This window comes from Pseudonocardia nigra, assembly GCF_019396355.1.
Lineage (GTDB): Bacteria > Actinomycetota > Actinomycetes > Mycobacteriales > Pseudonocardiaceae > Pseudonocardia > Pseudonocardia nigra.
Map to the genome: position 1 here is coordinate 1 of NZ_JAHKRK010000208.1, position 14,594 is coordinate 14,594.

Genomic DNA, 14,594 nt, shown 5'->3' on the forward strand with positions numbered 1-14,594 from the left:
CCGCCGACCGCCCGGCCGGCGCCGGGGCGGCGAGCGCCTCCGCCGCGGCGGCCGCCTGCAGCACGTCGCCGACGCCGACGGCGAGCAGGGCGGGGTCGGGGTCGTCGGCGAACGGTTCCCCGCGGCGCAGGGCCGGGTCGCCGAGCGCGATGTGCGGGCCGTAGGCGGGCGGACCCCACTGGGCCGCGTCGACCGGCCCGAACATCGTCACCGACGGGGTGCCGAACGCCGAGGCGAGGTGGGCGATGCCGGTGTCGCCGCTGATGACGAGCGCGGCGCCGGCGACGAGCGCGCAGAGCTGGGCGAGGTCGGTGCGCCCGGCGAGCACCCGCACCTCGAGGAGCCCGGCGGCGCCCGCGATCGCGCGGGCGAGGTCCCGCTCGCCCGCCGATCCCGTGAGCAGCACGGGGCGACCCGCGCGGTGCAGGGCGGCCGTGAGCTCGCCGAACCGCTCGGCGGGCCAGCGCTTCGAGCCGAAGCGGGCGCCGGCGTGGACCAGCACCGGCGCGCCCGGGCGGCCGGGGATGACGTTCAGCGGCGGCGGGAGGCGCAGGTCGGACGGGTCGGCGGGGATGCCGTGGTGCTCGAGCACGGCGCACCACCGCTCCCGCTCGTGCGCGTGCCGGGCGGCGACGACGTCGGGGACCGGGCCGTTCCACCCGGGCGAGCGGTAGCCGATCCGGCGGGCGGGGGACAGGGCGTTGAGGAGGCGGTGGCTCTGCGGCCCGGTGCCGTGGAGGTTGACGGCGATGTCGGGCGGCGGCCGGTCGCCGTGGATGTCCCAGCGCAGCTGGGCGGACTCCGTACTCGGCAGCAGCTCGTCGACCGCCCCGATGAGCTCGACGATCGGGGCGAGCGCCGCCGGGGTCGCGAGCACGGTGCGGTGGTCCGGGAACGCGCGGCGCAGCGCGCGCAGGGCCGGTACCGCCACCAACAGGTCACCGAGGTTGAGGGCCCGCAGCGCCAGGAGCACCTTCTGATCCACACCGTGAGGTACTAGATCCACGGGGAGGTGCTTACCCCGCCGGGCCCGGGGTAACCGGCGGCCATGATCGACGGGCTCCCGGTGCGCCGGGTCGCGGTTCTGCGCTGCAACGCGCTCGGCGACTACCTGATGGCCACGCCCGCGCTGGCGGCGTTGCGCGCCCGTTTCCCGGACGCGGAGATCACGCTGCTCGGTGCGCCGTGGCACGAGCGGTTCCTCCGCGGCCGTCCCGGCCCGGTCGACCGGGTGCTGGTGCTCCCGCACGTCGACGGGCTCGCCGGGCAGCCTGACGGCGTGCCTCCGGCGCACGAGCTGCCCGCGTTCCTCGACGCGGCCCGGGGGTACGGCTACGACCTGGCCGTCCAGCTGCACGGGGGCGGCGGCGCGTCCAACCCGTTGGTGCGGGACCTGGGCGCCCGGCGCTCGATCGGCCTGCGGGCCGACGGCGCTCCGTCGCTGGACGCCGACGTGCCCTACCGCTACTACCAGCCGGAGGCCGACCGGTTCCTCGAGGTGGTGCGCCTGGTCGGCGCCGACGGGCCCGCCGACTACCCGCTCCTGCACGTCCACGACGCCGAACGGGATGCCGCTGCCGCGCTGCTGCCCGGTGCCGGCCCGTGGGTGGCGCTGCATGCCGGCGCCACCGACCCCCGCAGGCGCTGGCCCGCCGAGCGCTTCGCCGCCGTCGCCGACGGCCTCACCGAGGCCGGGGCCCGCCCGGTGCTCGTCGGGGGGCCCGGCGACGCGGAGCCCGCCGCGGCCGTCACGGCGGCGGCGCGCCGTCCGCTCACCGACCTGACCGGCCGCACCGACCTCGGGACGCTCGCCGGCGTGCTGCAGCGCTGCGCCGCCGTGGTGGGCAACGACTCCGGTCCGCTGCACCTGGCCCGGGCGGTGGGCGCTGCGACGGTCGGCCTCTTCTGGTGCGGCAACGCGATCAACGCGGCCGCGCCCACCCGCACCCGGCACCGGCCGCTGCTGTCCTGGACGCTGCGGTGCCCGGAGTGCGGCGTCGACTGCAGCACCGCGGGACATCCGCACCGACCCGGCGACGGCTGCGAGCACCGCCCGTCGTTCCTCGACCAGATCCCCGTGGCCGAGGTGCAGGAGGAGGTGTCGGACCTGATCGGCCGGGTAACCGCGCCCACATGGGCCACCCCTCGCTGACGTTCGTGGGCACGGCGACGGCGGTGCTGCGACTCGGGGCGTTCACCCTGCTCACCGACCCGAACTTCGTCCGCCGTGGGCAACGGGTGCACCTGGGCTACGGGCTGACCTCGAAGCGGCGCACGGACCCGGCCGTGCGGATCGACGAACTGCCGCCGCTGGACGCGGTGCTGCTCAGCCACCTGCACGGCGACCACTTCGACCGGGTGGCGAAGCGGGACCTCCCGCGCGAGCCACCGGTCGTCACCACCCGCCACGCCGCCTCGCGCCTGCGGCGCTGGGGCTTCGACGCGGCGACCGGTCTCGAGACGTGGCAGGACTGGGAGTCCACCCGCGGTGACGAGCGGCTGCGCATCACGTCGGTGCCCGGGCAGCACGGGCCGGTGGGCTTCCACCGGCTGCTCCCGCCCGTGATGGGCAGCGTGCTCGACCTGGAGCGCGGCGGCGAGCGGGTGCTGCGCACCTACGTCACCGGCGACACGCTGCGGGTGCCGCAGCTGCGGCAGATCCGCGACCGCTTCCCGGACATCGACGTGATGGTCACGCACCTGGGCGGCACGAGGGTGCCGGGGTGGGGCGGACTCGGCGTGCTCGTGACGATGGACGGCCGCCAGGGCAACGACCTCGTCGAGATGGTCGATCCCGCCACGGTGGTGCCGGTGCACTACGACGACTACGGCGTGTTCCGCAGCCCGCTGGAGGACTTCGTCGCCGAGATGCGCCGCCGTGGCCACGACCACCGGCTGCGCAGCGCCCCGCGCGGCGCCGCCGTGCCCCTGATGGCGTCCCCCGAGCAGCCGTGACGCGAGAAGCCGTGACCCGAGAAGCCGTGACCCGAGCAGCCGTGAGACAGCCGTGACCGAGGAGGTAGCACCACCGATGCGCCACGAGCCCCCTGCCGCTGAGCCCACCGTCGTCGGGATCAACCGCACCCAGGACGGGTCGGTCGCGATCGCCCGCCCGAGCGGCGCCTACAGCCTGCAGAAGGAGCGGCTGACGCGCCGCAAGCACCACTGGGGGCGCCTCGGCGACCTCCCGAAGCTCTACGTGCCGGCGATGCCGGACCTGCGTGAGCCCGTGGACCTCGTCGTGGAGTGCTTCTCCTCCGACGACGAGATCAAACGCATCGACTCCTACCACGACGAGCTGCGCGAGACGCTGCAGTTCCGCGCCGAGCCGCGGATCGTCACGATCTCCCACCACCTGTCGCACCTCTACAGCGCGTTCCCGCCCTCCCCGTTCGACGCGGCGGCCGGCATGATCATCGATGCGCAGGGCAGCCCGGTGCGGGACTTCACCGAGACGTGCGGGTTCGGCGAGGAGACCCCGCCGGACATGCTGGAGGTCTCCTCGTTCTACCGGTGCGAGCGCGGCAGGCAGCCGGAGTGCATCGCCAAGCAGCTCTGGGACGGCGACTGGGAGCACCCGGCCGGTCTCGGCTGCTTCTACTACCTGCTCACGCGGGTGATGTTCACCGGTGAGGGCAGCGAAGGCAAGGCGATGGGGCTCGCCCCGTTCGGCCGCGCCGGTGCCGACGGAGGTCGCTTCGGGCTGCCCGACCTCGTCGTCGACGGGCACCGGGTGCTCATCCCGCGCGAGTGGCTGGACCTGTTCGCCGACAAGGAGCGCTTCTCGCACTTCGTCGACGGCTCCGGCTCGTTCGAGGATGCCGCCGACCTGGCCGCCGAGGGGCAGCGGGCGTTCGAGACGGCCCTGCTGAAGGTGACCGCCTGGCTGCACGAGCAGACCGGGACGGAGAACCTCGTGTTCGCCGGCGGCACCGCGCTAAACTGCTCGGCCAATGGGCGGATCCTGCGCGAAAGCGCGTTCTCCGACGTGTTCATCCCGCCGAGCGCGCACGACGGCGGCACGGCGCTCGGCTGTGCGATCTACGGCCTCGTGGAGTGCCTCGGGGAGGAGAGCGGCTTCCGCTGGACGAACGACTTCCTGGGCCCGGAGCTCGAGACGGACGCGGTCGAGGCCGCGGTGCGCACCGCAGCAGAGGACGCCGGGCTCGTCGTCGAGGAGCCCGGTGACGACGCCGCACTCGCCGCGCGGGCCGCGGAGCTGCTCGACGCCGGGCACGTCGTCGCCGTACACCGGGGCCGCAGCGAGTCGGGCCCGCGGGCGCTGGGCAACCGCAGCATCATCGGCGACGCCCGCCACCCGGCGATGCGCGACTTCATCAACTTCCGGGTGAAGGGCCGGGAGTGGTTCCGCCCGCTGGCTCCGCTGGTGCTGGCCGACCACGCGCCCCGGATCTTCGACGTCGACCGGCCCGCGCCGTTCATGCAGCTCGCGATCGACGTGCGGCCCGAGCACTGGGACGCGTTGCCGGCCATCACGCACGTCGACGGCACGGCTCGCATCCAGACCGTCGAGCCGGCGAACACGCCGTTCCTGCACGCGCTGCTCTCGGCGTTCGAGGCCCGGACCGGGTGCCCGGTGCTGCTCAACACATCGCTCAACGGCAAGGGCGACCCGCTCACCGAGACGCCGGCCGACTCGCTGGCGTGCCTGACGTCCACCGAGATGCACGCCCTGGTGGTCGGGCCCTATCTGGTGCGCAAGCGCGACGCCGCCCCGGTGCCGCGCGAGTAGGCGTTACGCCGCGAGCCCGTCGAGGATCTCCACGATCTCCGCCGGGTGGATCTGCCACCGCAGGTGGCCGCTCGCGATCGACCGGACGTCGGTGGGGTTGTCCGGGGTGAGGGCGTCCGCCTCGGCGATGAACCGGTCCTGCAACGTGAGCGGGACGGCCCGGTCCTCGGTGAGCCGCACATAGGTGCGCGGGATGCGGCCCCAGGTGGCGGCGTCGCCGCGGGTGGCGACCTCGTCGATCACGAGGGCCTCGTCCGGGTCCTGCCTGTGCAGGTAGGCCAGCAGCTCGGCGCGGGTGCCGTCGGCGAGCAGTGCGGCCTGCAGGCCGTCGAGCACGGCCGGGTCGGCGGTGCGCCAGTTGAGCGGATCGCGCCGATCCGCGCCGGGTCGGCGAGCGGGGCGAGCCCGGTCCGTAGCAGCAGGCTGTCGGCGTTCTCCGGTCCCGCGGAGTACTCGCCCACCGTGGCGTCCACACAGCACCACGCGGAGACGTAGACGAGCCGGTCGACGAGCTCGGGGACGGCGTTGCCGACAGCGGTGAGGCGGTCGGTGGCGCGCAGTACTGTGCTCGGCATGCAGTTCGGCGTCCTCGGGCCGGTCGCCGTCACGACGGACGCCGGCGAGCCGGTGACCGTCCCCGGCGCCAAGGTCCGCGCGCTGCTCGCCGACCTGCTGGCGCACCGCAACCAGGTGGTCTCCGCCGCCCGCCTGATCGACGACATCTGGGGCGACGACGCGCCGGCCAACGCCGCGGGCGCCCTGCAGGTGCGCGTCTCCCAGCTGCGCAAGGCTCTGAACGACGCCGAACCGGGCGCCCGGGATCTCGTCGAGTCCCGCCCGCCCGGGTACGTGCTGCGGACCGGGGCGGTGGACGCCGACCGGTTCGCCGAGCTGGCGGAGTCGAGCGACGCCGACCGGCTGGCCGCCGCGCTGCGGTTGTGGCGCGGCGACCCGTACGCGGACGTGGCCGACGAGGAGTTCGTCCGGGCCGAGGTCACCCGCCTGGCCGAGCAGCGGCTGGCCGTGCACGAGCGGTTGGCGCAGGCGCGCCTGGCCCGCGGCGAGCACGACCTGGTCGCCGCCGATCTCGCGGAGCTGGTCGCCGCGTACCCGCTGCGCGAGGGTCTGCGGGCCCTGCAGCTGCGTGCCCTGTACGCGGCCGGTCGCCAGTCCGAGGCCCTGGACAGTTACACCGACCTGCGGGACCGCCTGGCCGACGAGCTCGGCCTGGATCCGGGCCCGGAACTGGTCGCCCTGCACCAGCAGATCCTTGCCCAGGACGCCGGGCTGGCCGCGCCGCCGAGGGCCGCCCATCCCCAAGTCGCCCAGCCCCCTGTCGCCCAGCCCCGCAGCAGCTTCCCGGCACCGCTGGACGAGCTGGTCGGCCGCGCCGAGGCCCTGGCCGAGCTGCGGCGGCTCCTCCCGGATCGGCGACTGGTCACGCTCGTCGGCCCGGGCGGGGTCGGCAAGACCCGGCTGGCCGTGGAGGCGGCCCGCGAACACGGCGTTGCGCACCTGGTCGAGCTGGCTGCGCTGCCGGCCGGAGACCCGGGTGTCGTCGATCGGGTGCTCGTCGCGTTGGACGTTCGCGAGTCGGCAGGCGCCACCGTCACCGCCGAGGATCGGCTGCTCGCCGCCGTATGCCATCGGGAGGTCCTGCTCGTCCTGGACAACTGCGAGCACGTGGTCGAGGCGGTTGCCGCGCTGGTGGCCCGGCTGCTGCGGGACGCGCCCGAGGTGCACGTGCTGGCCACCAGCCGGGAGCCGCTCGGGCTGGCAGGAGAGCTGGTCTGGGAGGTACCGCCGCTCGCGGTGCCGGACGACGCCAGGGACGTCGACGCGGTGCGCCGGTCGGCGGCGGCCCGGCTGTTCGCCGCCCGGGCCGCCGCGCAGCAGCGTGCGTTCCGGCTGGACGAGCGGACGGCCCCGGCCGTGGCGCAGCTCTGCCGCCGCCTGGACGGCCTGCCACTGGCCCTGGAGCTGGCCGCGTCCCGGGTCCGTGCGCTCGGCGTGTCCGGCGTGGTGGAGCGGCTGGACGACCGGTTCGCGCTGCTGACCACGCGGCAACGGGACATGCCGGAGCGGCAGCGCACGCTCACCGCGGTGATCGGCTGGAGCTGGGATCTGCTCGACGAGGCCGACCGGCGGGTGCTGGCCCGGCTGGCCGTGTTCAGCGACGGCTGCACGCTCGACGCGGCCGAGGCGGTCTGCGGCGCGGATCTGGACGTCCTGTCCCGCCTGGTCGACCGGTCGCTCCTGACGCTGGATGACGCCGGCGACCAGCCGCGGTACCGACTGCTCGAGTCGGTGGCGGCGTTCTGCCTCGAGCGCCTGGACGACACCGGCAGAGTGCGGGTGTGGCACGCGGCGTACTACACGGATCTGGCCGAGCGCGCCGACCCGCAGCTGCGCGGGCCGGACCAGAAGGAGTGGCTGGAGCGCCTGGACGCCGAGTCGGCCGACCTACGAGCGGCGCTGGCGCACGGCGGCGGTCCGCGGCTGGCGAACGCGCTGGCCTGGTACTGGTTCCTGCGCGGCCGGTTCACCGAGGCGCGCCGGGCGCTGACCGCCGGGGGAGACGCGGGGTGGCGGGCCGGGTTCGCGCTGCTCCAGGGTGTGCCGGTCACGGACGTCGAGATCCCGGAGGACCTGACGGGGCGGGTCGCCTGGTTCGTCGCGACCGCGCTGCTCGACCGCAGCGAGCAGGCCCGAGCGTCGGAGCTGCTGGTCGCCGCGATGACCGACGCCGACACCTGGACCGAGGCGGCCGTGCTGAGCACCCGGGCCATGCTGGCCCACGCCGCAGGCGACCTCGACGCCCTGGAACGGCACGGCAACCGCAGCAGGGAGTTGTTCGCGGCGATCGGCGACCGGTGGGGACGGCTGCAGGCCACCGACTGGATCGGTGGGCTGGCCGATATCCGGGGTGAGTACGACCGTGCGGCCGCCCTGCACACCGAGGGCCTGCGCTGGGCCGAGGAGCTGGCGTTGTGGCCCGAGGTGGGCAGCAAGCTGTCCTGGCTGGCCTGGATCGCCGTGCAGACCGGCGACTACGCCCACGCTCGGGAGCTGGGCGAACGCGCGTACGACATGGCGGTCGAGCAGGACTCGCCGGGCGCGATGGTGTTCGCCGAGCTGAGCCTGGGCTTCGCCGCGCGCCGGGACGGCAAGCTCGATCTCGCCACCGCCCATCTCGAGCACCTGCTCGACGTGGCCGGCCGCGACGAGCAACCGGCCCTGTTCCTGCCGATGGTCCTGATCGAGCTGGGGTACGCGGCCCGGCAGAACGGCGACGAGGCGGCCGCGCTGGCCCGCCACCTCGAGGCGTTCGAGGCGGCCGAGGCGGTGGGTGCGGCGCGGGACGCGGTGAGCGCGGTGGAGGCCGTGGCGTCGGTGGAGCCCGACGCGGAGGCCGCGGCCCGCCTGCTGGGTGCCGCGGCCGCCGCCCGTTCGTCCCTGGGCGTCGCCGCCACCACGGCCGAGCGGGACGAGGTGGAACGCACCACTGCCCGCCTGGTCACGGCCCTGGGCGAGGACGCCTTCGGGGCCGCGTACCGGGTCGGCGGCGCGCTCGGCGCGCGGGCGGCTATCGCGCGGGCCGGTACGAGGCGATGATCACGCCGTTCGTGAAGACCCGCGTGTCGACCAGCTCGAACGACGTCTTGACGTCGGTCAGGGGCGCCGTGAGGCTGTCGCCGCCCTCCAGGACCGGGTGGATCCAGAACCGGACCTCGTCCACCAGGCCCGCCTTGATCAGCGTGGTGGTGACCTCGCCGAACCCGTACTGCAGGATGTCCTTCCCGTCCTGAGCCTTGAGCTTGGTGACCTCCTCGACCAGGTCGCCGGAGAGCACCTCGGAGTTGTTCCACTCCGGGTTCGTCAAGGTGGTCGAGGCGACGTACTTCTTGACGTTGTTGAAGTACGCCGCTCCGGTGGTGGGGTCGCTCTCGTCCATCGACGGCCAGGCGACGGACATGCCGTCGTAGGTCTTGCGGCCCATCAGCAGCGCGTCGGCCGCCTCCGTCTGTGTGGCGGCGAAGGCGGAGGCCTCGTCGTCGAAGTACGGCGAGGTCCACATGGGGTTCTCGATGACGCCGTCGAGGGTGATGTAGGTCGAGTTGATCAGCTTGCGCATGTCCGGCTCCCGGTGTGTGTGCTCCGTTGTGGTGACATCCGGAACTCTGCCGGGAGACGCTTACGGATCCCTTCAGGTGTGCTTACGGTGCCGCCAACCGGTCCAGGACGTTGCGGGTCACCTGGGCCACCGGGGACCCCGGGTCGGCGAGCAGCCTTGGCCAGTCGGTCGTCGACGCGGTGAACACCGTGCCGCCCGCGGTGTACAGGCCCATCGTCGCGGCGCGGTTGCCGTGGCCCCAGCCGCTGGGGGCCGTGTCGCCGATCCCGAGGATCGTGAAGTCCGGCGGGGTGCCGTCGTCGCCGCTCGGGCGCACCGGGTGGCCGTTGCGCAGCTGTGCGCGGTCGAAGTGCGCGCCGTCGCACTCGTAGCCGATGAGGTACTCGCCGGGGCGGTCGCCGAACACGTCGCCGTCGCGCAGCCCGGTGCCGGCGAGGGCCCAGTGGTCGGCGTGCTGCACCCGGTACCCGACCGGCAGCGGGTGGTCGTCGCGGTCGCGTTCGCCGCCGTGACGGAAGGTCACGCCGGTCAGCAGGTTCTCCGGCCGGTCGGGGCCCGCGGCATCGGACCAGTTCGTGACCCGCCGGAACGAGTGGGCGTCGTCGAACACCACCCGCCACCAGCAGGTGTTGCCGCCGAAGAACGCGATGTTCCCCCCGGCGCGCACCAACGCCTCGGCGTGGTCGCGCATGGCGTCGGTCCAGTACTCGTCGTGTCCGGCGCTGACGAGCAGGCGGTACCCGTCGAGCAGCGCGGGGTCGCGGTGCAGGTCCAGGTCGGTGCAGTGGTCGACGCGGTGGCCGCTGCGCTCGAGGAAGGCGAGGAAGCGGGCGTCCCAGTGCACGAAGGTCTGGCGCGGGGTGGGGTCGAACGGGTCGAAGTTGAACACGTCCCACGGGAACCCGCCGGTGCCCCCGCCCGGGCGGCGCACGGAGACGGCGGGCGGCACCGATCCGGGGAGCACCCCGGGCGCGGGGGAGTTGTAGAGGCACCAGCGGGTCAGCGGGTCGTGCGCCACGACGTTGTAGGCGTGGTAGGTCAACAGGGGCAGCTTGTAGAGGATCGACGCCGCCGGCCGGCGTGGGCGGACCACGAAGAGGGCCTGCCCGGTGCGCGCGTCCGGAGCAGGTGCCGCGGGCGCCCGCCCCTCGCCCTCGACGAGCGTGGCCAGGTGGACGCCCGGCTGCCACTCCCGCGGGACCTGCAGGGCGTACGCGGCCCAGCCCGGCAGCTCCTCGCCGCGCAGCCCCACCCCGGGCTCGCCCCAGTCCTGGAACGGCAGGTGCCGCGGGGCGCACCGCCCGTCGAACGGGCCGAACTCGCCCACGGCCTCCAGGTCGGCGCCGCACCGGTGCACGAGCACCCGGAACGCCGGGGCGTCGGTGGACACCCGCAGCACGAGCCGGTCGCCGGAGAACACGCTCGGTTCGTCGGGATATCCCTCGATCACGCCTGCCTGGTTCCCCTCCTGCGGCGGGTTCATCCGGCCCCGGGAGGTCCCGGAGGCGGTTCGGCGCGGCCGGGCCGGGGTAGCACATGCGGGTGACGACCGTCGATCTCGACCACCCCGACCTGGAGACCCTGCGCCGCGAGGCGGCCGGCTGCACCAACTGCGAGCTGTACGAGCCCGCCACCCAGACGGTGTTCGGGGCCGGCCCGGAGTCGGCGTGGCTGATCCTGGTGGGGGAGCAGCCCGGGGACCGCGAGGACATCGAGGGCGCACCGTTCGTCGGGCCGGCGGGGAGAGTGCTCGACACGGCGCTGGAGCGCGCGGGGATCGACCGCGACGAGGTCTACGTGACCAACGCGGTGAAGCACTTCCGGTTCGAACGCCAGGGCTCCCGGCGGATCCACAAGACCCCGGGCGTCACCCACATCCGCGCGTGCCGCCCATGGCTGGACGGGGAGCTGGCGAGCGTGCGACCCCAGGCGCTCGCGACGCTCGGGGCGACCGCGGCCAAGGCGCTCTTCGGGCCCAAGTTCCGGATCACGGCCGAGCGCGGGAACGTGCTCGACTGGGAGGGCTACCAGCTCGTGCCGACCGTGCACCCGTCGTCGATCCTGCGGGGTCCGGCGGAGAAGCGCGCCGAGGCCATGGACGCCCTGGTGGCGGACCTCGAGGTGGCGGCGCGCCTGCGCCCGTGAGGGGGCGACGGCACACACCGCGTGGGCACCGCACACACCGCGGGCGGTGTGTGCCGGCCACGAACGGTGTGTGCGGTCAGCCCGCCGGGCTCGCGGCGCGGTCCTCCGCCTGGAAGTCCAGCTCGCCGTCGCGAGCGTCCACCCGCACGTGCGTGCCCGCCGGGAGCTTCCCGGCCAGCAGCAGGCTCGAGAGCCGGTTGTCGACCTCGCGCTGGATCGTGCGCCGCAGCGGGCGGGCGCCGAACTCCGGCTGGTGGCCCAGCTCCGCGATCCGCCGCACCGCGGCCGAGGTGAACTCGACGGTGACGTCCTGCGCGCCGAGCCGCCTGCGCGTGTCCGCCAGCAGCAGGTCGGTGATCGTCGCGAGCTGCTCGGGGTCGAGCCGGCGGAAGACGATGATCTCGTCGATCCGGTTGAGGAACTCCGGGCGGAACACGTCGCGCAGCCGGGGCATGATCTTGTCCCGGAGTGCGGCCGAGTCGGTGTCGCCGTCGGTGTCGCGGGTGCTGCCGAAGCCGAGCGTCGCGCCGCGGTTGGTGATCAGCTCCGAGCCCACGTTGCTCGTCATGATGATCACCGTGTTGCGGAAGTCGACCGTGCGGCCCTGCCCGTCGGTGAGCCTGCCGTCGTCGAGCACCTGCAGCAGGACGTTGAACACGTCCGGGTGCGCCTTCTCGATCTCGTCGAGCAGCAGCACCGAGTACGGGCGCCGCCGCACGGCTTCGCTGAGCTGGCCGGACTCGCCGTACCCGACGTAGCCGGGGGGCGCCCCGACCATCCGCGCCACCGTGTGCCGCTCCCCGTACTCGCTCATGTCGAGGCGCACCATCCGGTCCTCCTCGCCGAACAGTGCAACGGCCAGCGCGCGGGCCAGCTCCGTCTTGCCGACGCCGGTGGGGCCGAGGAACAGGAAGCTGCCCACCGGGCGGTCCTCGTCGCCCAGCCCGGCCCGGGAGCGGCGGATCGCCTCCGCCACCGCGACCACGGCCTCGTCCTGGCCGACGACCCGGCCGTGCAGTTCCTCCTCCAGCCGCAGCAGCCGGTCGCGCTCGGCCTCGGTCAGCTGCGACACGGGGATGCCGGTGGCGCGCGAGACGACGTCGGCGACCTCGGTGACCCCCACCTCGGGCACGGTGTCGTCGGAGCCGTTCGCCTCGGCGAGCCGGGTGCGGATGTCGGCGATCTGGTCCCGCAGCTCGGTGGCCCGCTCGTACTGCTCGTCGGCGACGGCCTGGTCCTTGTCGCGCTCCAGCTGCTCCAGGCGCTGCTCGAGCCCGCGCCGGTCGGTGGACGGCGTGTGCGTGCGCAGCCGGACCCTGGCGCCCGCCTGGTCCATCAGGTCGATCGCCTTGTCGGGCAGGAACCGGTCGGTGATGTAGCGGTCCGCCAGCTCGACGGCGGCGCGCAGTGCGTCCTCCGTGTAGCGGATCTGGTGGTGGGCCTCGTAGCGGTCGCGCAGCCCGTGCAGGATCTCGATGGCGTCCTCGCAGCTGGGCTCGGGCACCATCACCGGTTGGAACCGGCGGGCCAGCGCGGCGTCGGCCTCGATGTACTTGCGGTACTCGTCGAGGGTCGTCGCGCCGATCACGTGCAGCTCGCCGCGGGCCAGCGCGGGCTTGAGCATGTTGCCCGCGTCCATCGCGCCGCCGCCCTCGCCGCCGCCACCACCGCCGGCGCCGACCATCGTGTGCAGCTCGTCGATGAACACGATGATCTGGTCGGCGTTCCCGCGGATCTCGTCGATCAGGGTGCGCAGCCGCTCCTCGAAGTCGCCCCGGTAGCGGGTGCCCGCGACGACGCCGGAGAGCTGCAGCTCCACGACGCGGCGCCCGGCGAGGGTGTCGGGGACGTCGCCGTCGACGATCCGCTGCGCGATGCCCTCCACCACGGCCGTCTTGCCGACGCCCGCTTCGCCGATGAGCACCGGATTGTTCTTCGTGCGCCGCGACAGCACCTCGACGGTCTGCTCGATCTCGTCGGCGCGCCCGACCACCGGGTCGAGCTTGCCCTCCCGGGCGGCGGCGGTCAGGTCCTGGCCGAACTGGTCCAGGGTCGGGGTGGCGGACGGGGCGCCCGGTGCGGCCCCGCCACCGCCACCGGGGCGGGCCGCCGGCTGGCGGGGGCCGCCGCGCGGCGCCGCGGGCGGACCGCCGGGGGAGAAGCGGGCCTCGGCGAGCAGCCTGCCCGCCGCCGACTCCTCGTTCGCCGCGATCGCGAGCAGCACGTGCTCGGGACCGATGTAGCTGGAGCCGAGCGAGCGGGAGACCTGGTGGCCGTCGAGCAGGGCCCGCTTGGCGGCGGGGGTGAGGCTGGGAGCGCGGCCGGTCGGCTCGCGGCGCAGCAGCCGCTCGTCGAGCAGGCGGGCGATCGAATCCGGGTCGACCCCGGCCCGGGACAGCCAGTTGCGCGTCGCCTCGAGCTGGGTGGAGGCGAGCAGCAGGTGCTGGGCGTCGAGGTCGGTGTCTCCGCGGTCGATCGCCTGCTGGGCGGCGACGGCGACGAGTTCGCGGGCTCCGGCGCTCATCAGACGGGTGAGGTCGATCCGGCGGACGGGGCCACGCGCCCCAGCCGGGCCGGAGCCGAAGAAGCGGGCGAGGAACTCGTCGAACGAACCGGGGTCGTCCGGCCCGAGGAAGCCGGTCATCGCGGGGCAAACCTTCCGTCGGGTGTGCAGTCGTCGGTTGCGGCGTTCCCGCCCGGCGTCCCCCGAAACGGTTTCCCGCGACCGGTGCCGGGTAGCGGTAGATCATGGGTGAGGTGCGGCAGCAGCTGTGTGACGAGTACCTGCAGGACGCGGTGGCCGAGCTGCTGACGCACGACCAACGGGTCCGCGGGCTGGACGTGAAGGGCGCCGTGGACGGCGGCGTCGTGCACCTGCAGGGCGAGGTGGACCGGCCCGAGCAGCTCGCGCTCGTCCGCAGGCTCGTCGGCAGGCTCGCCGGGGTCCACGCCGTGTGGGACCGCGTACGCGTCGGCGGGCGGGAACCGGTGATCCTCGACCTGGGCTGCGGCGACCAGCGCCAGTACCCGACGAACCTCGGGGTGGACCGCAGGCGCACCCCGGAGGTGGCCGCCGTGGCGGACGTGTCCCGGCCACTGCCGTTCCGCGACGGCGCCGTCGACCAGGTGTTCGCGGTGCACGTGCTCGAGCACCTGATCGACTTCCTGCCGCTCGTGGAGGAGTGCCACCGCGTGCTGCGGCCCGGCGGCGTCCTGCACGTGCTCTCGCCGTGGTGGAAGCACGTCAACGCCGTGGCCGACCCGACGCACGTCCGCTTCCTGGACACCCAGACCTTCAAGGGCATCTGCTCGTTCCCCGGCAGGCCCCGCTGGCGGCCGCTGCACATCGGCCGCGACGAGTCGACCGTGTTCGCCGACCTGACCCCGGCCGGCGCGGACGAGGAGTCCGAACGGGCCCACCTGGCCCGGTTCTTCGACTAGAGCGTGTCCCGTGGATCATGCGGGTGGGCTGCGGTAGATCTCTTCTGTGCTTGATCGCCACGACTTGACCGACGCGGAGTGGGCACGGCTGGAGCCGTTGCTGCCCGACCGGACACCGCG

11 protein-coding genes are annotated in these 14,594 nt (G+C 74.2%); 6 read left to right on the forward strand and 5 right to left on the reverse strand.

Annotated elements, in window-relative coordinates:
- Positions 1–985, reverse strand: a 985-nt coding sequence (locus tag KME75_RS33400) for a glycosyltransferase family 9 protein (RefSeq protein ID WP_219418937.1), incomplete at its 3' end; no start/stop codon positions are given.
- 63 nt (positions 986–1,048) lie between these two features.
- Here KME75_RS33400 and KME75_RS33405 point away from each other — a divergent pair.
- The 3 genes from KME75_RS33405 (at position 1,049) to KME75_RS33415 (ending at position 4,753) form a co-directional block, all read left to right on the forward strand.
- Positions 1,049–2,152, forward strand: coding sequence for a glycosyltransferase family 9 protein (locus tag KME75_RS33405; protein WP_219418938.1), 1,104 nt, complete (start codon positions 1,049–1,051; stop codon positions 2,150–2,152).
- The gene (locus tag KME75_RS33410; RefSeq protein ID WP_219418939.1) at positions 2,134–2,955 is read left to right on the forward strand and encodes an MBL fold metallo-hydrolase; all 822 of its coding nucleotides are present in this window, start codon (positions 2,134–2,136) and stop codon (positions 2,953–2,955) included. Before KME75_RS33405 ends, KME75_RS33410 begins: the two co-directional genes overlap by 19 nt.
- Positions 2,956–3,031: 76 nt before the next feature.
- Positions 3,032–4,753 carry a carbamoyltransferase C-terminal domain-containing protein gene (locus KME75_RS33415; RefSeq protein ID WP_219418940.1) on the forward strand — a complete coding sequence of 574 codons (1,722 nt, stop codon included), beginning with the start codon at positions 3,032–3,034 and terminating at the stop codon, positions 4,751–4,753.
- 3 nt (positions 4,754–4,756) lie between these two features.
- On the opposite strand, the gene KME75_RS33420 is transcribed toward KME75_RS33415, so the two are convergent.
- Positions 4,757–5,089, reverse strand: coding sequence for a hypothetical protein (locus KME75_RS33420; RefSeq protein ID WP_219418941.1), 333 nt, complete (start codon positions 5,087–5,089; stop codon positions 4,757–4,759).
- A 237-nt stretch (positions 5,090–5,326) separates the two neighbouring features.
- On the opposite strand from KME75_RS33420, the gene KME75_RS33425 reads away from it, so the two are divergent.
- A complete protein-coding gene (locus KME75_RS33425; protein ID WP_219418942.1) occupies positions 5,327–8,368 on the forward strand; it encodes an AfsR/SARP family transcriptional regulator in 3,042 nt (1,013 codons plus the stop codon).
- Here KME75_RS33425 and KME75_RS33430 read toward each other — a convergent pair.
- Complete coding sequence (locus KME75_RS33430) at positions 8,340–8,888, reverse strand: dihydrofolate reductase family protein (RefSeq protein ID WP_219418943.1); 549 nt, start codon at positions 8,886–8,888, stop codon at positions 8,340–8,342. The genes KME75_RS33425 and KME75_RS33430 overlap by 29 nt on opposite strands.
- 82 nt (positions 8,889–8,970) lie before the next feature.
- The gene (locus tag KME75_RS33435) at positions 8,971–10,371 is read right to left on the reverse strand and encodes a N,N-dimethylformamidase beta subunit family domain-containing protein (RefSeq protein WP_219418944.1); all 1,401 of its coding nucleotides are present in this window, start codon (positions 10,369–10,371) and stop codon (positions 8,971–8,973) included.
- A 59-nt stretch (positions 10,372–10,430) separates the two neighbouring features.
- On the opposite strand from KME75_RS33435, the gene KME75_RS33440 reads away from it, so the two are divergent.
- Positions 10,431–11,033, forward strand: a complete 603-nt coding sequence (locus KME75_RS33440; RefSeq protein ID WP_308283315.1) for a UdgX family uracil-DNA binding protein — start codon at positions 10,431–10,433, stop codon at positions 11,031–11,033.
- Between the two features lie 76 nt (positions 11,034–11,109).
- Here the strand turns inward: KME75_RS33440 and KME75_RS33445 are convergent, their stop codons facing one another.
- A complete protein-coding gene (locus tag KME75_RS33445; RefSeq protein ID WP_219418946.1) occupies positions 11,110–13,677 on the reverse strand; it encodes an ATP-dependent Clp protease ATP-binding subunit in 2,568 nt (855 codons plus the stop codon).
- Positions 13,678–13,781: 104 nt separating this feature from the next.
- On the opposite strand from KME75_RS33445, the gene KME75_RS33450 reads away from it, so the two are divergent.
- Positions 13,782–14,474 carry a methyltransferase domain-containing protein gene (locus KME75_RS33450; protein WP_219418947.1) on the forward strand — a complete coding sequence of 231 codons (693 nt, stop codon included), beginning with the start codon at positions 13,782–13,784 and terminating at the stop codon, positions 14,472–14,474.
- The last annotated feature ends 120 nt before the right edge of the window (positions 14,475–14,594 follow it).